This window comes from Pauljensenia sp. 27098_8_83 (assembly GCF_041432695.1).
Taxonomy (GTDB): Bacteria; Actinomycetota; Actinomycetes; order Actinomycetales; family Actinomycetaceae; genus Pauljensenia.
Genome location: NZ_JAPWAD010000002.1, coordinates 164,623 through 187,408, shown reverse-complemented (window position 1 = coordinate 187,408; position 22,786 = coordinate 164,623). Strand labels below are relative to the sequence as shown.

Annotated in this window: 18 protein-coding genes; 17 read left to right on the top strand and 1 reads right to left on the bottom strand. The window is 63.6% G+C overall.

All coding sequences use genetic code 11. From position 1 onward, the window contains the following. Window positions 1-193: 193 nt before the first annotated feature. Window positions 194-2,368 carry a DEAD/DEAH box helicase gene (locus tag O3656_RS01905; protein ID WP_500062368.1) on the top strand — a complete coding sequence of 725 codons (2,175 nt, stop codon included), beginning with the start codon at window positions 194-196 and terminating at the stop codon, window positions 2,366-2,368. Here the strand turns inward: O3656_RS01905 and O3656_RS01900 are convergent. Further along, a complete protein-coding gene (locus tag O3656_RS01900; protein ID WP_500062367.1) occupies window positions 2,356-3,771 on the bottom strand; it encodes an MFS transporter in 1,416 nt (471 codons plus the stop codon). The genes O3656_RS01905 and O3656_RS01900 overlap by 13 nt on opposite strands. Window positions 3,772-3,873: 102 nt before the next feature. Here O3656_RS01900 and aspS point away from each other — a divergent pair, with 102 nt between their 5' ends. The 16 genes from aspS (at window position 3,874) to O3656_RS01820 (ending at window position 22,773) form a co-directional block, all read left to right on the top strand. Continuing rightward, window positions 3,874-5,679, top strand: coding sequence for an aspartate--tRNA ligase (gene aspS / locus O3656_RS01895; RefSeq protein WP_500062366.1), 1,806 nt, complete (start codon window positions 3,874-3,876; stop codon window positions 5,677-5,679). Between the two features lie 74 nt (window positions 5,680-5,753). Continuing rightward, window positions 5,754-6,371 carry an L-threonylcarbamoyladenylate synthase gene (locus O3656_RS01890; RefSeq protein WP_500062365.1) on the top strand — a complete coding sequence of 206 codons (618 nt, stop codon included), beginning with the start codon at window positions 5,754-5,756 and terminating at the stop codon, window positions 6,369-6,371. A gap of 145 nt (window positions 6,372-6,516) precedes the next feature. Further along, complete coding sequence (locus O3656_RS01885; protein ID WP_500062364.1) at window positions 6,517-7,560, top strand: alpha/beta hydrolase-fold protein; 1,044 nt, start codon at window positions 6,517-6,519, stop codon at window positions 7,558-7,560. An 86-nt stretch (window positions 7,561-7,646) separates the two neighbouring features. Beyond that, the gene (locus O3656_RS01880) at window positions 7,647-8,675 is read left to right on the top strand and encodes an ABC transporter substrate-binding protein (RefSeq protein ID WP_500062363.1); all 1,029 of its coding nucleotides are present in this window, start codon (window positions 7,647-7,649) and stop codon (window positions 8,673-8,675) included. Between the two features lie 36 nt (window positions 8,676-8,711). Then, on the top strand, window positions 8,712-9,707 hold the full coding sequence (locus O3656_RS01875) for a FecCD family ABC transporter permease (RefSeq protein WP_500062362.1): 996 nt from the start codon (window positions 8,712-8,714) through the stop codon (window positions 9,705-9,707). Between the two features lie 47 nt (window positions 9,708-9,754). Continuing rightward, window positions 9,755-10,753 (top strand): FecCD family ABC transporter permease, encoded by a 999-nt coding sequence (locus O3656_RS01870; RefSeq protein WP_500062361.1) that lies wholly within the window; start codon window positions 9,755-9,757, stop codon window positions 10,751-10,753. Next, a complete protein-coding gene (locus O3656_RS01865; RefSeq protein ID WP_500062360.1) occupies window positions 10,750-11,544 on the top strand; it encodes an ABC transporter ATP-binding protein in 795 nt (264 codons plus the stop codon). Before O3656_RS01870 ends, O3656_RS01865 begins: the two co-directional genes overlap by 4 nt. Window positions 11,545-11,872: 328 nt before the next feature. Then, window positions 11,873-12,883 carry a hypothetical protein gene (locus O3656_RS01860; protein WP_500062359.1) on the top strand — a complete coding sequence of 337 codons (1,011 nt, stop codon included), beginning with the start codon at window positions 11,873-11,875 and terminating at the stop codon, window positions 12,881-12,883. 217 nt (window positions 12,884-13,100) lie between these two features. Further along, window positions 13,101-14,378 carry a type IV secretion protein Rhs gene (locus O3656_RS01855; RefSeq protein ID WP_500062388.1) on the top strand — a complete coding sequence of 426 codons (1,278 nt, stop codon included), beginning with the start codon at window positions 13,101-13,103 and terminating at the stop codon, window positions 14,376-14,378. 10 nt (window positions 14,379-14,388) lie between these two features. Next, window positions 14,389-15,732 (top strand): replication-associated recombination protein A, encoded by a 1,344-nt coding sequence (locus O3656_RS01850; protein ID WP_500062358.1) that lies wholly within the window; start codon window positions 14,389-14,391, stop codon window positions 15,730-15,732. 119 nt (window positions 15,733-15,851) lie between these two features. After that, window positions 15,852-16,475: a 30S ribosomal protein S4 gene (gene rpsD / locus O3656_RS01845; RefSeq protein WP_500062357.1), complete on the top strand. Its 624-nt coding sequence runs from the start codon at window positions 15,852-15,854 to the stop codon at window positions 16,473-16,475. A 119-nt stretch (window positions 16,476-16,594) separates the two neighbouring features. Next, entirely contained in the window at window positions 16,595-19,303 is a 2,709-nt protein-coding gene (alaS, locus tag O3656_RS01840; RefSeq protein WP_500062356.1) for an alanine--tRNA ligase, read from the top strand. After that, complete coding sequence (gene ruvX / locus O3656_RS01835; protein WP_500062355.1) at window positions 19,300-19,788, top strand: Holliday junction resolvase RuvX; 489 nt, start codon at window positions 19,300-19,302, stop codon at window positions 19,786-19,788. The genes alaS and ruvX overlap by 4 nt, the downstream gene beginning before the upstream one ends. Then, on the top strand, window positions 19,785-21,227 hold the full coding sequence (mltG, locus tag O3656_RS01830) for an endolytic transglycosylase MltG (protein ID WP_500062354.1): 1,443 nt from the start codon (window positions 19,785-19,787) through the stop codon (window positions 21,225-21,227). The genes ruvX and mltG overlap by 4 nt, the downstream gene beginning before the upstream one ends. Further along, window positions 21,224-22,084, top strand: a complete 861-nt coding sequence (locus tag O3656_RS01825; protein WP_500062353.1) for a shikimate dehydrogenase — start codon at window positions 21,224-21,226, stop codon at window positions 22,082-22,084. The genes mltG and O3656_RS01825 overlap by 4 nt, the downstream gene beginning before the upstream one ends. Beyond that, the gene (locus tag O3656_RS01820; protein ID WP_500062352.1) at window positions 22,081-22,773 is read left to right on the top strand and encodes a prepilin peptidase; all 693 of its coding nucleotides are present in this window, start codon (window positions 22,081-22,083) and stop codon (window positions 22,771-22,773) included. Before O3656_RS01825 ends, O3656_RS01820 begins: the two co-directional genes overlap by 4 nt. Window positions 22,774-22,786 lie beyond the last annotated feature (13 nt).

The window sequence follows — 22,786 nt, the reverse complement described above, 5'->3', positions numbered from 1 at the left end:
AACAGTGAATTGGCCGACCACGCGCTCCGTGGCGCGTGTATGGCGAGTAAACTGAACGTAGCGATGAGGCGCTGCCCCTTGTTATGGTGCCCGCGGGATGCGGGGTTTGTTGTTATGGGTGAGGCCGCGCTGAGGAGCCGAGATGGCCCGCCCGATGGTTTTGCTACCCACATGCAACAGGCAAGGAACGACTATGCCCTCAGAGGATTACACGGAACGCGCCCGCGACGAGCGTGACGATATTTTTGATGCAGACGAGGATCGTGACCTCGTTGACGGCACCGATCAGGACATGCACGAAGACTCAACCGCGGAGCCGGAAGGAGACGCTGTCACTTTTGCGAGCCTCGGTCTGCCCGAGGAGATCCTTGAGGCCGTTACCGACATGGGGTTCCGTGTTCCCACGCCGATTCAGGCCGCCGCCATTCCGCCGCTGCTGGAGCTGCGTGACGTCGTCGGCATCGCCCAGACCGGCACCGGTAAGACCGCGGCGTTCGGCCTGCCGCTGCTGGCGATTGTTGACGCCGACGAGCGCGACGTGCAGGCTCTCGTTCTGGCTCCCACCCGTGAACTTGCGATGCAGAGCGCCCAGGCGATTGAGGACTTTGCTGCTCGCACTGCCCGCCTTGATGTTGTGCCCGTGTACGGCGGCTCGCCCTACGGCCCCCAGATCGGTGCGCTGAAGCGCGGCGCGCAGGTCGTTGTCGGCACGCCGGGTCGCGTCATCGACCTCATTGAGAAGGGCGCGCTGGACCTGTCGAACGTGCGCATGCTGGTTCTCGACGAGGCCGACGAGATGCTGCGCATGGGCTTTGCCGAGGACGTTGAGACAATCGCGTCGAGCGCTCCCGATGATCGCCTGACCGCGCTTTTTAGTGCGACGATGCCCGCAGCGATTGAGAAGGTTGCGCGTGAGCACCTGAAGGATCCGGTGAAGGTCGCGGTGTCGACCGAGTCCTCCACGGTGGATACGATCCACCAGACTTACGCGGTTGTGCCCTACAAGCACAAGATAGGGGCGCTCTCTCGCGTGCTGGCCACCCGCGCTCAGCACATCAAGGAAGGCCAGGAAGAGGCCGACGCCGCCATCGTCTTCGTGCGCACCCGCGCCGACGTTGAAGAGGTCTCACTGGAGCTCTCGGGTCGTGGATTCCGCGCGGCTGGCATCTCCGGTGACGTCGCCCAGACCGAGCGCGAGCGCATGGTCGAGCGCCTCAAGAACGGCTCGCTCGACGTGCTGGTTGCGACCGACGTGGCCGCCCGAGGCCTCGACGTTGAGCGCATTTCGCTCGTCGTCAACTTCGATGTTCCTCGCGAGCCCGAGGCCTACGTGCATCGCATCGGCCGCACTGGCCGTGCGGGTCGTGAAGGCCGAGCGCTCACGTTCTTCACTCCGCGTGAGCACGGCCGCCTGCGCCGCATCGAGAAGCTGACGGGCACCGAGATGGAAGAGGTTGAGATTCCCTCACCCGCAGCCGTCTCAGAATTCCGCGCCAGCCGCCTGCTCGAGGGCCTGTCTGCCCGCATTGAGCGCGGCCGTCTCGACATGTACAAGCGCCTGCTGGCCGAACTCGGCGATGAGGTCTCCGTCGAAGACGTCGCTGCGGCGCTGATGGCCACGGCTGTCGGAGACGAGGGCCCGGCTCCGCGTGTCACGAAGGATCGCCGTGGCAACGGCAAGATTCGCCGCGAGGAACAGCTGGACGAGTCCGGTGAGTTCGTCGGCGCTACTTTCGAGGCCGGCCGCGATAAGGACCGACCGATCAAGGGCGGCGCGAACGGTGCTCGTCGTCGCGCGGGCGGCCGCCCCGCCCCCGGCTCCGGTACGCGTTACCGCATCGAGGTCGGCAAGAAGGACCGCGTGAAGCCCGGTTCCATCGTCGGCGCGATTGCGGGCGAGGGTGGCATCGACGGTCGCGATATCGGGAACATTGAGATCTACCCGACTTTCTCGCTGGTCGACATTACCGCGGACCTGTCCGGCGAGCAGCTTTCTCGTATCTCCAAGGGATACGTGTCGGGCCGTCAGCTGCGTATCCGCGTGGACGAGGGACCCGGTGGGCGCAACCATAGTGACCGCGATGGTTTCGAGCGCCGTGAACGTCGCGACTACGATCGCGACAATCGAGGCCGCGGTGGCTATGGCGAGCGCGAGGGACGTTTTGGGGACCGCGACGAGAAGCGTCCGCACCGCTTCGAAAAGGGCGATGGGTCGCGTCCTCGTCGCAGCGTTCGCACCGAGCGCTGGGAGAAAGACATCAAGCGTGCCCGTCGTGAACGCGAGGGCGGCCGTGACGGCAGTTGGGAGCGCGACGGCGGCCGCGAGGGCGGACGTCGCCACTTCGGCAAGCGTCGCTACGACGACTGACCGTTCGTCTCGCCGGACGTGGAGCGTTCCGATGCGAGACGCAGTCGACCCACCGCAACCACGGTGAGGACGGCGAGCACAGTAGCAATCACCCAGTAGGGAGCGTAGGCCGCCCCGCCCACCGTGGCGGTGGCGGCCCACGCGCTCATGGCCACTGACACGAGGGCGAGTTCGAGTGCGGGACCTGCTGAATCCGCGACCTGTAGCCACGATGAGACGCGCCCATGCTTGGCCTCGGGTGTCACCTCAAGCGCCATGACCGACAGGGGCGCGTGGACGAGGCCGACCCTCAGGCCGACGAGAAGCCAACCGACGAGGGCGACCCACATGGGAAACGATGGGGCAAGGAGCGCGCCCACGGGGATCGCCCCGATTGCCATCAGTGAACCCCCGATGACGGGAAGCAGGCGTCGCGCCTGTTGATCGTGGATCCGTGCCTGGCCGACTGCGCCGATGGCCCACGTGATCGAGCCGAGGGTGACCCACCAGGCGGAGGAGGCCTCGGACCATCCGTGCACCCGCTGCAGAATCAGTGGAATCATGACGGCGAAACCCACCTGGGAGGCCATGGCGCTCAGCCTCGCGAGGATCGCCGACGGCATTCCCCGACGGGATCGGAACGTGCCGCGCGGGAGGAGCCGAGGCAGTGCCCAGATCGTGATGCACACGCCGAGGACGAAGACCACGATCTGTGCCAGTTGTGAGGGAAGCGCGCCCGCGAGCTGGAGCGCCATGACACCGATTCCCACTAGCCCGGCGTCACGCGAAAGCGTTGCGAGCATAGGGGAGCGGCACCCACGGGCAGTCGGCAGCGAGCGGAGAACGTAGGCGATGGGCACAGCAGCGATCGCAACGAACAGGGGGACAACACCGAAGACGTAACGCCATCCCCACGCTTCGGTGACATGTCCTGCGATTGCGGGACCGACCAGAGACGGTAGGACCCACGCCAAGGAGAATGACGCGAAAAATGATGGGCGATGACGTGCAGACGCAACCGCTCCGACGAGAACGTAGAGCGGAACGATGAGCAGACCGCCTCCCAGTCCCTGGAGAGCTCGTCCGATGACGAAGATCGTCACGTGCGAACCTGCGGCGCACACCATCAGGCCTACGGCGAACAAGGCCAGACCCGAGAGCAACACCACACGCGGCCCCTTCCAGTCTGCCAGGGCACCCGCGACCACCGTGGCGCTGAGCTGAGTCGCCAATGCTGCACCCGAAGCGATCGGATACCACGCCGCGGCGTCAAAAGAAGCGACGACTGCGGGCATGATCGTGGTGGCCGCGAGCTCCTCGAAGGCCACGAGTGTGATGAGCAGAACCGAGCCGATAGCCAATCCGATTTCGGCCGGAGTCCAGGAAACATGAGCGGAGGAAGAGGCGGAAGCATCGGCGGGCATGGTGACTATCCTACTCGCGGCACAAGCGACTATTGGGCGGGCAGGCGTACAATGACACCGCCGCCGCCTGTCTCGCGGATGGTAACAACGAAAGGAATCACAGTGCTTCGCACTCACAACATTGGAACCCTCGGCACCGACCTGGTCGGTCAGACCGTGACGCTCACCGGTTGGGTGGATCGTCGTCGTGACCACGGTGGCGTTGCGTTCATCGATCTGCGCGATGCGTCGGGTATTGCCCAGGTTGTCGTCCGTGACGAGCGTGTCGCTCACGAGCTGCGCTCCGAGTTCGTCCTGAAGGTCACCGGCGAGGTCTGTGCTCGCCCCGAGGGCAACGAGAACCCGCACCTGGCCACCGGCGCCATTGAGGTCATGGGTGACGACATCGAAATCCTGAACACCAGCGCGCCCCTGCCGTTCCAGGTGTCCTCCAATGCTGAAGATTCCGGCAACGTCGGCGAGGAAACGCGTCTGAAGTACCGTTACCTCGACCTGCGTCGCGAGCCTGAGCAGTACGCGATCCGTCTGCGCTCGAAGGTGTCGCGTGCCGCGCGCGAGGCGCTCTACGCCCGTGACTTCGTCGAGATCGAGACCCCGACCCTGACCCGTTCGACCCCCGAAGGTGCCCGCGACTTCATCGTGCCCGCGCGCCTCTCGCCGGGTTCGTGGTACGCCCTGCCACAGTCGCCTCAGCTCTTCAAGCAGCTGCTCATGGTGGCCGGCATGGAACGTTACTTCCAGATTGCTCGCTGCTACCGTGACGAGGACTTCCGCGCGGACCGTCAGCCCGAGTTCACCCAGCTCGATATCGAGATGAGCTTCGTGGACCAGGACGACGTTATCGAGGTCGCCGAGGACGTCCTGAAGAACGTGTGGGCCCTGATCGGCTACGACCTGTCCACGCCGATCCAGCGTATGACGTACAAGGACGCGATGGAGCGCTACGGTTCGGACAAGCCCGATCTGCGCTTCGGCCTCGAGCTGACCGAGCTCACCGATTACTTCAAGGACACGACTTTCCGCGTGTTCCAGGCACCCTACGTTGGTGCCGTCGTCATGCCCGGCGGCGGCTCGCAGCCGCGCCGCACCTTCGACAAGTGGCAGGAATGGGCCAAGGCGCGCGGTGCCAAGGGTCTGGCCTACGTCACGGTCGCCGAGGACGGCACGCTGGGCGGCCCGGTTGCTAAGAACATCACCGAGGCCGAGCGTGAGGGCCTTGCTGCCGCCACCGGAGCACAGCCTGGTGACTGCATCTTCTTCGCCGCTGGCAAGCCGACCCCGTCGCGTGAGCTGCTCGGCGCTGCTCGCCTCGAGATTGGCAAGCGCTGCAACCTCATTGACCCCGACGCCTGGGCCTTCACCTGGGTTGTCGACGCGCCGCTCTTCAAGCCCACCGGTGATGCCGAGGCCGAGGGCGACGTGGCACTGGGCCACAGCGCCTGGACGGCTGTCCACCACGCGTTCACCTCGCCCAAGCCCGAGTGGATCGACTCCTTCGACAAGGATCCGGGTAACGCGCTGGCCTACGCTTACGACATCGTCTGCAACGGCAACGAGATCGGCGGCGGCTCGATCCGTATCCACCGCCGCGACATCCAGAACCGCGTGTTTAACGTCATGGGTATCGGTGAGGAAGAGGCTCAGGCACAGTTCGGCTTCCTGCTGGATGCCTTCAAGTTCGGCGCTCCGCCGCACGGCGGCGTGGCCTTCGGCTGGGACCGCATCGTCTCGCTGCTGACGAAGTCCGAGTCGATCCGCGACGTCATCGCCTTCCCAAAGTCCGGCGGCGGCTTCGACCCGCTGACTGAGGCTCCGGCGCCGATTACGCCCGCGCAGCGTAAGGAAGCTGGCGTCGATGCGAAGCCGAAGAAGCGCGGCGAGGAAGCATCCGAGGAATCCGAGAAGTGATCCTCTCGCCGTGACCTTGTCCACGGAACCCCCATTGGTCACCGACCGGTGGGGGTTTCGTGCACAATAGGGGTATGTCGTACGTCGAGATGCACCCGGTTAATCCGCAGGCACGTTTGGTCAACACGGTCGTTGATCTGCTGGAGCGCGGCGGCACGATTGCGCTGCCCACTGACTCCGGCTATGCGATCGCGACGAAGGCTGGCAACAAGGCGGGCATGGATACGATCCGATCGATCCGTAAGCTCGATGACAAGCATAATTTTTCGCTGCTGTGCCACTCGTTTGCGCAGCTGGGCGAGCTTGTGATTATTGACAACCACGAATTCCGCACCATGAAGGCGCTCACGCCCGGTCCCTACACATTCATCCTGCGGGGGACCAAGGAGGTTCCGCGCATCATGCTGAACAAGAAGAAGCACACGGTGGGCGTGCGTATCCCCGATCACGTCATCACTCAGGCGATCGTTGAGGCGCTGGGTGAGCCCCTGGCGTGTTCGACGCTCATTATGCCCGGCGAGGATGAGCCCCTCACAGATGGTTTCGATGTCGATGAGCGCATCGGGCACCAGGTTGATCTCGTCGTGGTGGGACCCGTCGGCGTGGCGCAGCCGACCACGGTCATCGACTTCGCGGGCGGAGATGCGGTCGTCGCTCGTGTTGGCGCTGGCGATATTTCGCTGTTCGACTGATCACGTGGCATTCGACGCCTCGTCCTTTTCGCGCACCGGTTTTTGCCTGTTGCGCCAAGAGACAAGAGACGGGGTTTATCGCGACGCCGATGGTCTCCCGATTGTTGGCCAGCGCCTTGTCATTGATGGGGCTGACGCCGTTCGTGTGACCTTTCAATCCGCAGACGAGGCCGCCGCTGATTGCTACGTCATCTTGAACACGGTGACGGATCGCGCGCGCGAGCACCTTGACGAGTTTCGCATGGGTGCGGGCGCGGACGACGGCAATGCTCACGCGCTCGTGTGTGCGCTTCCCGCTGACGCGATCATCAGCTACCAGCAGGCGATCGTGGAGTCGTCGGAGGTGTGCGTCAGCGTCGTGACGGACATGGGGCAATGGCTTCGGTTTGTTGAGAGCGCTCGCCCCGACGCGGCCAATCCTCTGACCCTCGTCAATGGCCGTGGGCAGCGGGCTTCGCTCTTTGTTGGCCCCGATGTGGCAGTGGTGTGGCCGTCGCGAGATCTGTCCGACGCCCAGATGTGGGCGGTGCGAGAGATCGAGATCGGTGAGGCGATCGCCGCGCGGCTGGGGATGGCAGGCGGACGTCGCGTCGTGACATATGACGGTGAGAGCGTGCCAACCTGCACCCTGATTCTCTTCGACGGTGAGATCTGGCGAACCAACGGTGTGGGCTGGCTGACCCGCCGCTATCCCGGGCTGCGCGTGGTCACCATCGATGCGGGTGCTTGTGCGCAGCGTGAGGCGGAGCTGACGGATGCGGATCGTGTTGCTGCTCTGCTTCAGGCAGTGTGTGACGAGGCCGGGGCAGGTCCCGTGATGGTCGCCGGCCAATCCTACGGTGGCCTCGCCGCGCTGGAGGTTGGCTTACGACAGGATCTGTCCGTCGACGAGATCGTCGCCCAATCGCCGTCCCTGTGGTGGGGTGGGGCTGCGCGAGGCGTGGGCGAGGGGACGTTGATGCGAGACCTGCGCTCTGGGATGGCGACGCCCCATCCCGGAGTGACGCTACGCCTGCAGGTCGGGACTCTGGAGCAGACGATGTGCCCGGTCGTTGATGACTGTGCGGAGCTTCTGCGGAGCCTGGGAGCCCATGTGGAATTGGATCATTACCGCAGCGGGCATGATGTCGCCTGGTGGCGGGAAGGGCTGATTCGTGCACTCGATGAGTGGCGTGCTCTCACATACTGACCAGTGACGAAATAGACTGGGTTGTCATGCGCCCTATAGGTTAGGCTTACCTTTGCCCGTAATAGATCGACTGAATTGAGGCACTTGTGCACCTGTCGACGCGAATTCGCGCCATCGTCGGCGTCGCTGTGACTGCTCTCGCCCTGGGAGCCTGCTCGTCCACCCAACCCACCCCGGCCTCGTCCCCCGAGGCCTCTGCGACGTCCGAGACACGCACTGTTACCGACGCATCCGGCCAGGAGGTGACCCTGCCGTCGCACCCGAGCCGCGTCGTGACGCTCTCCGAGCCGACGACCGATAATGCGCTCGCCCTCGGTGTTACCCCGATTGGTGTCGTGTCCGGCCGCGGCCAGCAGACCGTCCCGAACTACCTGATCGATCGTGCGGGAGATATTCCGATCCTTGGCTCGATCGGCACGCCCAACCTTGAGGCTATCGGTGCAGCGCACCCCGATCTGATCCTCGTCGACGGCACCTCCGTGAAGAATAACGACACGGAAACCCTGACTGCGCTTTCTCAGATCGCGCCCGTCTTCTTCACCACTCAGTCCGGTGGTGACTGGCGGCAGACCTTCACGCTCACCGCGGATGCGCTGGGTCTGGCCGACCAGGCCGAGACCAAGCTTGCGGAGTTCGACCAGCATGTCGCATCGGTGAGCGCCCGTCTGAAGGACGCCGGTTACCTCGATCAGACGTACTCGGTCGTGCGTTGGCAGGGCGATAGCGCCGGCCTGATCCTCAAGGAGCTCCCCGCTGGACAGGCTCTGACCGCACTCGGCATGAAGCGCCCCGCGAACCAGGACCGTGACGGCGAGGGCCACTCTGAGCCCGTCTCTCTGGAGAACATCGACCAGATCGATGCGGACTGGATCTTCTTTGGCACGCTTGGCAAGTCTTCGGTGAACAACCCGTCCGCCGGTGGCAACACGGGTGTTGAGGCTTCTGCCGCAGCCCTCGAAGAGGCGAAGAATACCGTTGGTTTTGACTCTCTCGGTGCCGTCAAGGCGAACCACGTCATCCCCGTCGACGGTTCCCTGTGGACCTCGACCGGCGGCTACCTCCTGATGGACGGCATCGTCTCGAGCATCGAGGCCCAGTTCGTCCCGGCTTCCTGAGCCTGATGGTCGGACGATGCGGGTCGCTGACCTGACATGACGACACGTCGTATCGCCAGCGTCGCCATTGCTTGTGCAGTGGCGACGCTGGTGCTTGTCCTCGTTGCGATGGCCTCGCTCGCCCTCGGTTCCCGTTCCATTGCTCCCGATGTTGTGTGGGATGCTCTGGTTCGTGGTGGGGCGAGTCAGGACGCTCAGGTGGTCACCCAGCTGCGCGTGCCGCGCACGATCGCCGCGCTCATGATCGGCGGTGCGCTCGGTTTGGCGGGCTCCATCATGCAGGCGATGACCCGCAATCCGCTCGCCGACCCCGGCGTGCTCGGCATTAACGCAGGTGCGGCGTTCATCGTTGTCTCCGTGACGGCCATCTCCGGAGTCGTGACGCGTGCGGGGACGCTCGGTGCTTCCCTCGTCGGTGCCGGTGTGGCCGCGGCGCTCGTGTTTGCTATTTCGGGGCGCGGTGGAGGATCGCGTTCTCGGCTGGCTCTTGCGGGCATCGCCGTATCTGCGGCTCTTGCATCCCTCACGCAGGCAGTGTTGACGGCGAATCAATTCGCATTCAACGAGTTCCGCTACTGGGCATCCGGCTCGTTGGAGGGAGTCGATATGGGCTCCGTGGCCGCTGCGGGAGTCGTTATCCTGTGCGGCTGCGTCCTCGCAGCTCTGATCTCGTCAGCTCTCGGCGTTCTCACCATCGGTGAGGATGCCGCCGTGAGTCTTGGTGTGCGCGTGCGGCTCATTCGGGCACTGGGAGTTCTTGCGGTGACGGCTCTCGCGGGTGGAGCGACGGCGCTGGGCGGTCCGCTGACATTCGTCGGCCTCGCGGTGCCGCTCATGGTCCGACGCGTTGTGGGGGCGAGGCAGGGCACGATCGCGATCTGGTCGACGGTTTCGGGCGCTGTGTGGGTGTGCATTGCAGACATTGCGTCGCGTCTCGTCCTCGCGCCTTCCGAGGTGCCCGTTGGCGTCGTTGTAGCCCTGATCGGCGCCCCCTTCTTCATTATCGGTGCGCGTGGAAGGGGCATGTCGTGACGCGAGAAAGCCATCGGTACACCACTCTGTCGAGAGCGGGTTTCTCCGTGCGCATCCATCGACGTAGCGCGGCGGTAGTCATCATCGGTCTCCTTCTTCTGATCGGCTTGTCCATCTATTCGCTGACACTCGGCGACTATGGGCTCAGTGCTGGGGATTCCTTCCGACGCCTGCTGGGTGATGGCGGACCTCGAGATGATTTCCTCGGTGTCTACTTTGTTCAGTCTGTGCGGCTGCCGCGGATGCTGGCCGCTGTCGCGGTCGGGTGCGCGCTCGGCATTTCGGGGCGTATCTTCCAGACGATCTCGGGTAATCCTCTGGGCAGCCCCGATATTGTCGGGCTTTCGACGGGGTGTGCCACTGGAGCGCTGATAGCGATTATTGTGCTGGGGTCTAGTCCGGCCGTCACTGGCTTCGGAGCGTTGCTCGGTGGTCTCCTCTCAGGCATGCTTATTCTCGCCTGCGCGGGCGGTATGCGCGTGACGGGAATACGTGTTGTCCTGGTCGGTATTGGTTGCTCTGCTGCGCTGCGCGCTATCAATTCGCTGCTGATCGTCAAGGCGCCACTGGAGGCGGCGCAGCGAGCGCAGCTGTGGAGTGCCGGATCATTTTCGGGGGTTACGTTCGCTCGACTGACGCCGCTCCTGATCGTGCTCGGCGTTGTCGCATGTGCGTGCGTCGCGGCTGCAGTTCCGCTGGGGCTTGTGGCGATGGGAGACGACGTTGCGACCGGGCTCGGTGTGCGCGTGCGCCGCATTCGTCTTCTGTCGATCGTTGTCGCCATCCTGCTCGTTGCCTGCGCGACGGCCGTCGCTGGTCCGGTCGCGTTCGTCGCATTGTCCGCCCCGCATATTGCGCATCGCCTGTGCGGTGGCGGGGGAGTGGGTTTCGCTTCGTCCGCGCTCGTCGGAGCGTTGCTGGTGTTGACTTCCGACGTGTGTGCTCAGCGTTTGATTGCTCCCGCTGAGCTTCCTGTCGGTGTTGTGACGGGTGTCGTGGGAGGCTTGTATCTCCTGTGGCTGTTGATTCGCGAGGTGAGGTCGTGACTGAGGTGGGAACGAGGCCGGGGCTGGGCGCCCGAGATATCGTCGTCGGCTACGGGAAGAATGCTCCGATTCTGGATGGGTTGTCCCTGGACGTGCTGACTGGGGAATTGACCGTCATCGTCGGCCCCAATGCGTGCGGGAAGTCGACTCTCTTGCGGTCGTTGGCGCGCGTGCTCGACGTTCGTAGCGGTGTGGTGGAGTTGGACGGCAGCAGTGTTGCTGACATGAATCAGAAGGCGCTCGCGCGCAGGCTCGGATTGCTCGCGCAATCGTCCCTGGCTCCGGGCGATATGCTCGTGGAGGACTTGGTTGCGAGGGGACGCTACCCCTACCAGTCCCTTCTGCGTCAGTGGAGTCGTGAAGACGATGAAGCGCTCGCCCGTGCGATGGAAGATGCCGGCGTCGCCTCCCTCGTGGGGCGGCGCGTTGGCGAACTCTCCGGTGGCCAGCGTCAGCGTGTCTGGATTGCGATGGCCTTGGCGCAGTCGACGGAGATTTTGCTGCTTGATGAACCGACGACGTATCTCGATCTTAATCACCAGCTGGAGGTGCTCCGTCTCGCCGAGCGTTTGCAGCGCGCAGGTACGACCGTTGTCGCCGTCCTGCATGATCTGCATCTTGCATTCCGCTATGCCACGCACCTCGTCTTCATGAAGGACGGGCAGATCCTCGCGCAGGGGGAGCCCGCCCAGGTAGTCACGCCCGAGCTCGTAGAACGTGTCTTCGCAGTGCCCTGCCGCATCATTGAGGATCCGGAGACGGGAGCTCCTCTAGTCATCCCACGCCGGTAATCGTCGTTGTGTTTCTCGATATCTCAAATGCTGACCAGCGGGTCATCAGAAGCCATGATTGCTCGATAATATTGCTCACAGTTACAGTGACAAATTCGTGTAAATGCAGGTAAAATAAGGTGTTGAGCGGGTGTGCCGTGAATTTGCTTGTTGCTCGCAATTACATCTTGCGGACCAGGCAATAGTATGGTGCCCGTATCGAGTGGTTACTCAGGCACTGACATGCGCATTCTGGGCGTGACAGTGTTGATCGGTTGAGACTATCCCAGACAGAAGGAAACGAATACGCATGACGACACAGGTGCGCTCACAGAGCCGGGGCCTTCGCATGTCCCTGCTCGCACTGACCGCCTCTGCTTCCGTCGTCGGTGGAATGTTCGTGTCGGTCGCCCCCGCATATAGCGCCGATGGGATTGGCGATAATGCGGCGCAGTGTTTGACTGCGTCCGAAGAAGGGGCATCGATCATAGCGTCGTCGGTCGTAGCAACCGGTGTGCCGTTACATGTGGAAGGCGCTGGCTGGGGTCCGTCCTCCGAGGATGCTCTCGGTTTTGTGATTGCTACGCTCGATGATGGCTGGGAAAAGCGCCCCGACGACATGATCCTCCCAGCGTGGGTTCCGTCCTCGGTCGCACGTAATAGGGCTGCGTGGTCCGTCGCGAAGGTCGATACGGACGGCAAGTTCTCGGCGGATATTGACCTGCCGGCTACGTGGGCGGTTGGAACGCGGCATCAGGTCATGATCGGTGATGGCGTGACGGGCAACTATGTGCAGGTTGAGGTAACAGTCGTCGATTCAGCGGCCGAGGCGCGCTCTTGTTCGCTGTCGCCGACCGAGCTGCCGACGAGCGATGTTACCGATCCGGTGACGGATGACAGTGACGCTCCGACACCCGATCCTCGTTCTGATAACTCCCCTGTCAGCCCTACCGACGCTCCCTCTGTTCTTAGTAGCGCATCGACCAGTGCGCGCGGTGAGGCTCAGGCACCCGAACGAACGCAAGGTGATGAACCGGCATCTTCTGCATCGTCTCCTTCTCCCAGCTCTTCGTCTGCGAGTGGCGGATCGTCGACGCAGTCCTCGTCTGCTTCATCCGGTGGATCTGGTAGTGGCGTGGATCCCGCTCCGGAGCCTTCGACCTCCTCGACTCAGCAAAGTGTGTCCGCATCGCAGATCGGTCCTAAGGCTCACTCCGAGCAGCAGGCCTCGAATCAGGCTGCGCGCGAGGAGGAGTCGCGCCTGAATGGTTGGATCCTTGCTGGTGGTGGCGTTCTTGCGTTGCTCGGTGCCATCGTGACGGTCAGTATTGTTCGCCGCTCCCACGGATTGCCGCGCTAATCATCTTTCATCTGGGCTAGTGCTCTGAGAAAATGTGCATTAACCGATTGGTGTGCGTTGGAATTTAGCATTCGTGCGCCACGCCTGTTACTCTAGTTTCAGAACAAATGCTTCCGAGGATTAAGTCACTAAGGAGAACGGTATGCAGCACGCACGGGCCGCTTCTGCCCTTGCCGCGCGCGGCCTCGGGGGGCGCAGTCGATTGATGAGCCTCCTGATGGCTCTGTGCCTGTTCGCTGCCATCGCGCTTGCGATCCCAGGGTTTGCTGCTCGCGCAGACGATAACGACGGGGCAATCCCTGTCCCGACGACAGCGTTCACTGTTCGAATTGAACAGGGCTCTTCTTTCGAGAAGCAGTACGGCGATACGGGTTATTGGGGCGTGATGCTCGACTCGGGTCGCGTGACGCCCATCGCGCAGCCGACGTACGAGCGTAACGGTGAAACGGTGCCCGTTACTGCGGATGATGTGTGGGTTGCCACCAGTCCGCACAGCTACACCCTGAGGGTTCCTGTGCCCAACGGACAGAACAACGTCGAGGGCATCACGTGGGCACCTGGAACAAAGCACACCGTCACGGTGCTCATGTTCAAGGAAGGCCGAGACCTCGTTGAGGGCGACCCCGTGAGCTACACGGTGAGCGTGTATCAGCCTGTTGATAACGACGACACGCGTACGCCTGAACCGACGACGGATCCGACTGCTGATCCCGCGCCTCAGCCCACGGCCGAGCCGACGACGGAACCCGCGCCCGAACCGACGTCCGATCCCGCACCCGAACCGACGTCCGATCCCGCGCCTCAGCCCACGGCCGAGCCGACGACGGAACCCGCGCCTGCCCCGACCACCGAGCAGCCCGCAGCTCAGCCTGATGATCCGCAGCTGCCTGCCGTGCGTCCGACTCCGGCACCTTCTGAAACGCCGACCCCGACGCCTTCTGCGAGTGCTTCTGCTGGCTCCGCGCAGCCTTCCGACACTCCGGTGTCGCCTATCTCGGACGTGTCGCAGCTGACTGACGCGAATAAGGGGGGCGTGAGTGCCGCTTTCACGGGCGGGCAGCTGACGATCAATGTCCCTTCGGATAAGGCCGTTGCCGGCGACTGGGTGAGCGCGAACATCATGCAGACCGGTGAGGCCCGCTGGCTTCAGGTCGAAGACTCCAATCAGGTGACCATGGACGTCACGGGCCTGCCGATGGGCGACTACAAGGTCGTCGTGGCGAACCGACAGCATGAACTGGTCGGTTGGGCTGAGTTCAAGGTCGCTTCGACGGTTGCCGCAGCCGGTGCTGGGTCTTCCGTTGACGCCTCGGGCGGCGTGAAGCTGCACGCTGAGATGTTGTCTTCCTCGCTGGCTGGCGACGAGTCTGAAGGTCTGAATGGCTACCTGTTGGGTGCCGGTGCCTGCATGCTGATCCTCGGTGGCCTCGTCGTTGTCCAGGTTCTCTCAGGTCCCAAGATTGGCTCTTCTTCGAATGGAGTCACATTGTCCTAAGCTAGGGCTCATGGATCTGTTTGATTCTGAGTCTGTCGACGAGTCGGGCGTGCCTGCTTTCAATGCGGGCGCGCCCCTCGCCGTTCGTATGCGCCCGACGACGCTCGCAGAGGTGGTTGGTCAGTCGCACCTGTTGGGTGAGGGGGCTCCGTTGCGGCGCTTGCTCTCTCCGGGTGCGAGCGATGGGGTCTCTGTTTCCTCCGTGGTCCTGTGGGGACCTCCGGGTACGGGAAAGACGACGCTTGCCTACTTGATTGCTCGTGCGTCCGGGCGCCGGTTTGTGGAGCTGTCCGCAGTTTCCTCTGGTGTGAGCGATGTTCGTCGCGTAGTCGATGATGCTCGACGGACTCTTGCCGGCGGGGGACAAGAGACGATCCTGTTCGTCGATGAGGTGCATCGTTTTTCGAAGTCGCAGCAGGACTCGCTTCTGCCCGCGGTTGAGAATCGCTGGGTTGTGCTTGTGGCGGCAACGACTGAGAATCCCTCGTTCTCGGTGATTTCCCCTCTCCTGTCGCGCTCTTTGCTGCTGACCCTGCGTCCGCTTGATGCGGATGCGATTGAGGGGCTGATTCGTCGTGCGCTCTCGGATGAACGTGGGTTGTCGGGCCGTTTCTCCATTACTGACGAGGCCGTGGCTGGCTTGGTGCAGCTCGCGGGCTCGGATGCGCGTAAGTCTTTGACTCTCCTGGAGGCAGCCGCTGGCGTAGCCAGCGACGATGGATCCGGCGAGATTACGGTCGCGAGCGTTGAAGCGGCGGCCAACCAGGCCCTCGTTCGATGGAGCAAGGATCAGCACTACGATGTGGCAAGCGCGTTCATCAAGTCGATGCGTGGGTCTGACGTGGATGCGGCGCTCCACTACCTCGCCCGTATGATCGAGGCCGGGGAGGACCCGCGCTTCATTGCGCGGCGTATCATGATCGCCGCCTCAGAAGAGGTCGGAATGGCTGCCCCTGAGGTGTTGACGACCTGCGTGAGCGTCGCGCAGGGCGTTGCGCTGATTGGTATGCCCGAGGCCCGTCTGCTCCTCGCGGAGGCGGTGGTCGCCGTGGCAACGGCCCCGAAGTCGAACGCGACGTACCTGGCGATTGATCGTGCGATCGCCGATGTGCGTGCGGGGCGTGGGGGAGCAGTACCGGAACACTTGCGCGACGCGCACTATTCCGGTGCGAAGTCGCTGGGCCACGGTGAGGGGTACCTCTATGCGCATGATTATCCGCACCATGTTGCGGCGCAGCAGTACCTACCTAACGACCTGGAAGGCACGCGTTACTACGAGCCAACGGAAAACGGGCATGAGGCGATGCTCACGAAGCGGCTTGGCGTGATTCGCAATTTACTGAAAAGACGCTAGGATGTAACAGTTGTCCGCACCAGCGGACACCTGGGGCCTTAGCCGACGGATCTCATTGATCCTGGAGTTGGCCCCATGCCGGTACCTCCGGCATGACATGAGAAACAGGAAGAAGAAACATGGCAACGAATCGTTCCCGCAAGCAGGTGCGTGAGTCTCGCGCCCTCGGTCTGGCTCTGACCCCCAAGGCCGTTCGCTACTTCGAGAAGCGTCCCTACGGCCCCGGTGAGCACGGTCGTACGCGCCGCCGCCAGGACTCCGACTACGCCGTTCGTCTGAAGGAAAAGCAGCGTCTGCGCGCCCAGTACGGCATCCGTGAGTCGCAGCTGCGCCGCACCTTCGAAGAGGCTCGTCGTACCGTCGGCCTGACCGGTGAGAACCTGGTTGAGCTACTCGAAATGCGTCTGGACGCCCTCGTCCTGCGCGCTGGCTTCGCCCGCACCATCCAGCAGGCTCGCCAGTTCGTCGTTCACCGTCACATCCTCGTTGATGGCAAGATCGTCGACCGTCCCTCGTTCCGCGTGAAGCCCGGCCAGACCCTGCAGGTCAAGCCCAAGTCGCAGACCACGGTTCCTTTCGAGATTGCTGCCGAGGGTATTCACCGCGACGTTCTGCCCGCCGTCCCCGAGTACCTGGACGTTGATCTCGCCCGCCTGAAGGCGACCCTGGTGCGTCGCCCGAAGCGCGCTGAGGTTCCGGTGACCGTCGATGTTCAGATGGTCGTCGAGCACTACTCGCGCTGACACTGGCCTTTTCCGCGCCCCCGAGCGATGCTCGGGGGCGCGGTTTTTCTTTTATCCCACTGTCCGCTTGCGCGTGCCGATGTGCCGTGATGGCTGGGGACCGACTAACATAAGGCACTATGCGTACTTCTGAAATCCGTACCCGTTGGCTCGACTACTTTGAGAAGCAGGGTCATGAGATTCGTCCTTCTGTTTCTCTCGTCTCCCCGGAGCCTTCGATTCTGTTCACGATCGCGGGCATGGTTCCGTTCATCCCTTACATCATGGGCGTCGAGCCTGCGCCGTGGCCTCGTGCCGCGTCGGTGCAGAAGTGCATTCGCACGAACGACATTGATAACGTCGGTAAGACGACCCGTCACGGAACGTTCTTCCAGATGAACGGCAACTTCTCATTCGGCGATTACTTCAAGGAAGGTGCCATTAATTTCGCGTGGGACCTGCTGACCGGCTCGCGCGAGGAAGGCAAGTACGGCCTCGACGGCGATCGTTTCTGGGTGACGATCTGGGACGAGGACGATGAGGCTCTGAGCGTCCTGACCAAGCAGATCGGCATGGATCCCAAGCACATCGTGCGCCTGCCGCGGGTTGAAAACTTCTGGGATACGGGTCAGCCCGGCCCTGCTGGCCCCTGCGCCGAGTGGCACTACGACCGCGGCCCCGCCTACGGTCCCGAGGCCGTGGGCGGCACCGTGGACCCCGGCGGTGACCGCTACCTCGAGCTGTGGAACCTGGTGTTCGACCAGTTCATGCGCGGCGCGGGCACCGGCAAGGACTACCCGTTGCTCGGCGAACTCGACAAGAAGGCGATTGATACCGGGGCAGGCCTGGAGCGCCTCGCGTTCGTCATGCAGGACAAGCCGAACATGTACGAGATCGACGAGGTGTTCCCCGTCATCGATGCCGCGATGCAGATGAGCGGCAAGCGCTACGGCCTGGGTGCCGCGGGCCCCGAGGCCGGCGCGGCTTACGACGATGACGTGCGCATGCGCGTGGTTGCCGACCACGTTCGCTCCTCCCTCATGCTCATCGGCGACGGCGTGCGTCCCGGCAACGACGGCCGCGGCTACGTGCTGCGTCGCCTGATCCGCCGCGCGGTGCGATCGATGCGTCTGCTGGGGGTCGACGAGCCGGCGATGCCGACGCTGCTGACGGCCTCGAAGGATGCGATGAAGGCCTCCTATCCCGAGCTGGAGACGAACTGGAAGACGATCTCCGAGGTTGCCTACGCGGAGGAGGATGCTTTCCGTCGCACGCTCAGCGCCGGCACGACGATCCTGGACGTGGCCGTGGCGAGCGCGAAGGAATCGACGGGCGCGCCCGTCATCTCGGGCAAGTCGGCATTCTTGCTGCACGACACCTACGGTTTCCCGATCGACCTGACCCTCGAGATGGCCGCCGAGCAGGGCGTGTCCGTCGATGAGGAGGGCTTCCGCACCCTCATGGCCGAGCAGAAGGAACGCGCCCGCGCCGACGCGCGCTCGAAGAAGACTGGTCATACCGACGTGCGCGTCTTCCACGAGATCGAAAAGGAGATGGGCGGGGGTTCGACCTTCCTCGGCTACACCCAGGACTCCGCGCCTGCCCGTGTTCAGGCGATCCTCGTGGACGGACAGCCGGTACCGGCGGCTGAGGCTCCTGCCGCTATCGACATTGTCCTCGATCAGACGCCCTTCTATGCGGAGATGGGCGGCCAGCTGGCCGATCATGGAACGATTCGCCTGCCCGGCGGCGACACGGTGATCGACGTGACCGACGTCCAGGCTCCGATCCGCGGGCTGACCGTCCACCGTGGTCACCTGCGTCAGGGTGGCATTGCTCTGGGCGATTCGGTGATCGCCGAGATTGACTCCGAGCGCCGCCTCGCGATCGCTCGTGCGCACACGGCGACCCACATGGTCTACGCGGGACTGCGCAACGTCGTGTCCGAGCATGCGGACCAGGCGGGGTCGGAGAACTCGCCCTCGCGTCTGCGCTTCGACTTCCGCCACAACAGCGCGCTTGCCGCTTCCCAGCTGGGCGACATCGAGGAGCTGGTGAACGAGAAGCTGGCCGAGGACCTGCCCGTGACCACCGAGGTCATGAGCATCGACAAGGCGAAGGAAATGGGCGCGATCGCTCTCTTCGGCGAGAAGTATGGCTCCGAGGTGCGCGTCGTCACGATCGGTGACGGCTTCGATCGCGAGCTGTGCGGTGGCACCCACGTGCCCACGACGGGCCACATCGGCCGCGTGACGGTGCTCGGCGAGGGCTCGGTGGCCTCCGGCGTGCGCCGCATCGAGGCCCTGGTCGGTACCGGCGCGTATGAGTTCCAGGCGAAGGAACACGCTCTCGTCTCCCAGCTGTCCCAGCTCGTGGGCGGGCGCGTGGACGAGCTGCCCGCGCGCATCGAGTCGCTGCTCGCCAAGCTGCGCGAATCCGAGAAGAAGCTGGAGAAGGTTCAGGCCGAACAGGCGAAGCGTCGGGGTGGCGACCTCGCGGCATCCGCTGAGCGCATCGGCGCGGTCGACCTCGTGGCAGCCGCGGTCGACGGTGTCCCGACGAAGGAGCTGCGCGGTCTGGTCCAGGACGTCGTGGCGCGTCTGGGGCACGAGCGCGGCGCGGTCGTCGCCCTGGCCGGTGCCGAGGGTGGCAAGGTCGCTTTGGTGGTTGCCACGAACGAGCGTGCGCGCGAGCTGACGCTCGACGCGGGTGCGTTGTTGCGCGCGGGACTCGCGCACGTCGATGGTCGCGGTGGCGGCAAGGCTGACATCGCTCAGGGCGGCGGTACGAAGCCCGAGGGCATCGCGGATGCGATCGATGCGATCCGCAAGGAAATCGAGGCCCTGTGAGTATTCGTCGGGGTATTCGTATCGGCGTGGACGTCGGCACCGTGCGTGTCGGCGTCAGCCGGTGCGACCCCGACGGCATTCTCACGATGCCTGTCGAAACCCTTCACAGGGCGTCCGATCTGTCTGATCTTGATCGTCTGGCTGACATCGTTCGTCGTCATGAAGCGATCGAAGTGATCGTTGGATTGCCTCGCCATCTGCGCGGGGGAGAGGGCATTTCTGCAAAGGGGGCGCGCAAGTATGCGCGTCGCATCAAGAAGCTTGTTCCCGATGTTCGGGTCGCGATGGTCGATGAGCGCATGACATCCAACCAGGCGCACGCTCGACTGCGCGCCTCAGGTATCCCGGAAATTGACCATCGCAGCGTCATCGACCAGGTGGCTGCGCAGATCATCTTGGAACAGGCTCTCGAGCTTGAACGCATGGGCGGTCGAGCTCCCGGTGAGGAGATTATCCTCGAACCCAACGAAGGAGTACACACGTGAGCACGCCTCCCCCTTACCCCTTCCGTTCTCGCCGTGAGATTCACTCCGGTGAACCCAAGGTCTACTCCGATGCCCCACAAGAGAGCTCCGACGCCACGGCGGCGCAGGATTCAGATCGTACCCCGGTTCACGGCACACCTGCGGTAGCCTCGGCCTCGACCGACACAGCACCCGTGCCCGGAGCGCGCCCTCGTCAACGCGCGGCTGTGCACTCGTCCTTCGATGAGGTGACGGAGACTGGCTCATCACCGCGTGTATCCGCTACGCCCGCCCGCGCAAGTGGCGTGGCGACGATCGCCGAAACCGCGTCAGAAACGACTGGTATGCGCTCGCGCAGGCTTGCCAGCGAACGCCGTGCGGCCCGTAAACGTAAGCGTCGTCGTCGTATTCGTTCGTTCTTCATCATCGTTCTCGTGCTCGGGTTGCTCGCCGGTGCGAGCTACGTTGCCTACGACCAGCTCTTCAACGCATCAACGACGTCGTCGGATGACTATCCGGGCCCCGGCACCGGCTCGGTTGAAGTGACCATCGATGAGGAGGCCACCGGCCGCGCGATCGGTCAGACCCTCGTGGAAGCGGGCGTCGTGAAGTCCGTGGGTGCCTTCGTGCGCCAGTTCGAGAAGACTTCGGCATCCATGTCGATCCGCCCGGGCACGTACCGCTTGAAGCTGCAGATGAGCGCCTCCGGAGCGCTTGCCGCCCTGCTGGACGAGACAAACCGTGTGGACTCGACGGTGACTATTGGCGCCGGGCAGAAGTTGTCGGAAGTTAAGCAGCGCATCGTGGATATCATGGGTGTTTCCGAGGCCGACGTCGATGCGGCATTCGCCGATACCGAGGCGATCGGCCTGCCTTCTGAGGCAGGCGGTAACGCCGAAGGGTGGCTCCTTCCGGGCTCCTATGAGGTCGGTGAAACAGACACGCCGACGACCCTCATCGCGCGTATGGTCAAGGGCACGATCGATGAGCTCGACCGTCTGGGCGTCGCCCCGGCAGATCGCGAGACCGTCCTCATTAAGGCGTCCATCGTGGATGGCGAGATGAACATCGATAAGTACATGCCGATGGTCGCGCGCGTCATCGATAATCGTCTGGCCGATACGAACGGAGAGACGAAGGGCATGCTCGGCATGGACTCGACGGTGCTGTACGGCGTGGGGAAGACCAGCGGTGTGCCAGATCAGGCGGACCTCGATAACGACAACCCATACAACACGCGCCTCCACCCGGGACTGCCGCCCACCCCGATTGGGCAGCCGAGCGAAAAGGCCATCAAGGCCGTGCTGAATCCGGCCGACGGAACATGGCTGTACTTCGTGACGGTGAACCTGGACACGGGTGAGACCCTGTTCGCTTCCACTCTGGAAGAGCAGGAGAAGAACCGCGAGCAGTTTAAGGCGTACTGCGCTGCGAATCCGAAGGTCTGTACGGCCTCATGACCTGGGCCGCCGTCATCGGTTCTCCGATCGAGCATTCCCTGTCGCCGGTCATCCACCGAGCAGCATGGGCGCAGCTCGGCATCGATGGGTGGGAGTATCGTCGCCTCGAGCAGGACGGCGCATCACTTCCCGGTTTCATCGGTGGACTCGGCGACGACTGTGTGGGCCTATCGGTGACGATGCCCTGCAAACAGGCGGTGATGCCGCTGCTGGATGCGATCGATCCTCTCGCGAGTGCTGTCGGCGCGGTCAATACGGTTGTTCCGTCCTCGGGCGTTCTCGCCGGCTTTAACACCGACGTGGCGGGTATCGCCTCGGCTGTTCGCCGTGCGTGTTCGCTCGCGCAACGCCCCTTGCCTGCGAGTGCTCTGATCCTTGGTGCCCGCGCCACGGCTTCCTCGGCACTCGCCGCGCTTGGCGAGCTGGGGATAACGACGTCGACCGTCGCTGCACGCCGCTTCGGTGGGCCCGGGTCGGCTGTTGCTGCAGCATCGCGTCTGGGCGTCACCATCGAACAGGTTCTATGGTCAAACGTCGAGGCCGTGTTGCAGGCAGCGCGCGCGGTTGACCTCATCGTGTCAACGCTGCCCGCGGGCGTTGCGGATCCGCTCGCGCAGTGCCTCGATGTACGTGACGGACAAGTCCTTTTGGATGTCGTCTATTCCCCGCGCAATACGGCATTGCGCAGCGTCTTTGAGGCAGGCGGCGGCATTGTCGCGGAAGGTACGGATATGCTCGTCTATCAGGCGGGCGCACAGGTCCAGTTGATGACCGGGCGCAGTCCCGATATTGATGTGATGCGCACTGCGCTTGAGGAGGAGCTGGAGCAGCGCTCACGGGAAGGAGCGGCGTCGTGATCGTCGGTTGGCTTTCCCAGCGTATTAGTGCGGATCTGTCTCTTGTATCCGGATTCCTCACGTGGATTATCGTGCTGGTGTGGCTGTGGCGCTCTGGCTGGAAGATTCAGCGGCGTTATTTCATTGAAGCGACTCGTACCCCGCTCACGCGTAACGCGATTGTGTGGAGTTCCGCGATCGTCGGGGCGATCCTTTTTGTGGCGGCGCAGATGCGCCCCGGCATGCCGGCTGTCATGACGGTTGCGATGATCGGGGCACTGAGTGCCTACGTTGACGCGCAGACCCACCGCCTGCCGAACGCATATACCGCGGCGATGGGTATCGGCGTGAGCGTGGGTGTCATTGTTGGCGTCATCATTTCGCCCCTGTGGCAGCAGCGCCTCATCGGATGTGTTGCCGGAGCTCTCATTTGGACTATCCCTATCGCACTGCTGAACCGTTTGCCCGGCGGTATGGGTGGGGGAGACGTGAAGCTCGCACCCGTTTTGGGAGCGATGGTTGGGACCGTCGGTATTCAGGCAGCGGTCTCCTCACTGGCCTTATCTTTCGTGCTGGCTGGCTTCGCTGCGCTCTGGAAAATTGTGATCGGCTCAGCGGGGACGAAGTCGCGCGTGCCGATGGGTCCTTGGATGATTGGATCCGCGCTGACGGCCGCAATCGCGTGGGGCGTCGTTCCGGACTGGCTGTAGCAGTCGGTCTCAT

What these genes read in the sequence shown, in the direction of transcription:
- O3656_RS01905 (WP_500062368.1), top strand. Translation starts at nt 194, where the DNA reads ATGCCCTCAGAGGATTACACGGAACGCGCCCGCGACGAGCGTGACGAT.
- O3656_RS01900 (WP_500062367.1), bottom strand. Translation starts at nt 3,771, where the DNA reads ATGCCCGCCGATGCTTCCGCCTCTTCCTCCGCTCATGTTTCCTGGACT.
- O3656_RS01890 (WP_500062365.1), top strand. Translation starts at nt 5,754, where the DNA reads ATGTCGTACGTCGAGATGCACCCGGTTAATCCGCAGGCACGTTTGGTC.
- O3656_RS01875 (WP_500062362.1), top strand. Translation starts at nt 8,712, where the DNA reads ATGACGACACGTCGTATCGCCAGCGTCGCCATTGCTTGTGCAGTGGCG.
- O3656_RS01860 (WP_500062359.1), top strand. Translation starts at nt 11,873, where the DNA reads ATGTCCCTGCTCGCACTGACCGCCTCTGCTTCCGTCGTCGGTGGAATG.
- O3656_RS01855 (WP_500062388.1), top strand. Translation starts at nt 13,101, where the DNA reads ATGGCTCTGTGCCTGTTCGCTGCCATCGCGCTTGCGATCCCAGGGTTT.
- O3656_RS01850 (WP_500062358.1), top strand. Translation starts at nt 14,389, where the DNA reads ATGGATCTGTTTGATTCTGAGTCTGTCGACGAGTCGGGCGTGCCTGCT.
- rpsD (WP_500062357.1), top strand. Translation starts at nt 15,852, where the DNA reads ATGGCAACGAATCGTTCCCGCAAGCAGGTGCGTGAGTCTCGCGCCCTC.
- alaS (WP_500062356.1), top strand. Translation starts at nt 16,595, where the DNA reads ATGCGTACTTCTGAAATCCGTACCCGTTGGCTCGACTACTTTGAGAAG.
- O3656_RS01825 (WP_500062353.1), top strand. Translation starts at nt 21,224, where the DNA reads ATGACCTGGGCCGCCGTCATCGGTTCTCCGATCGAGCATTCCCTGTCG.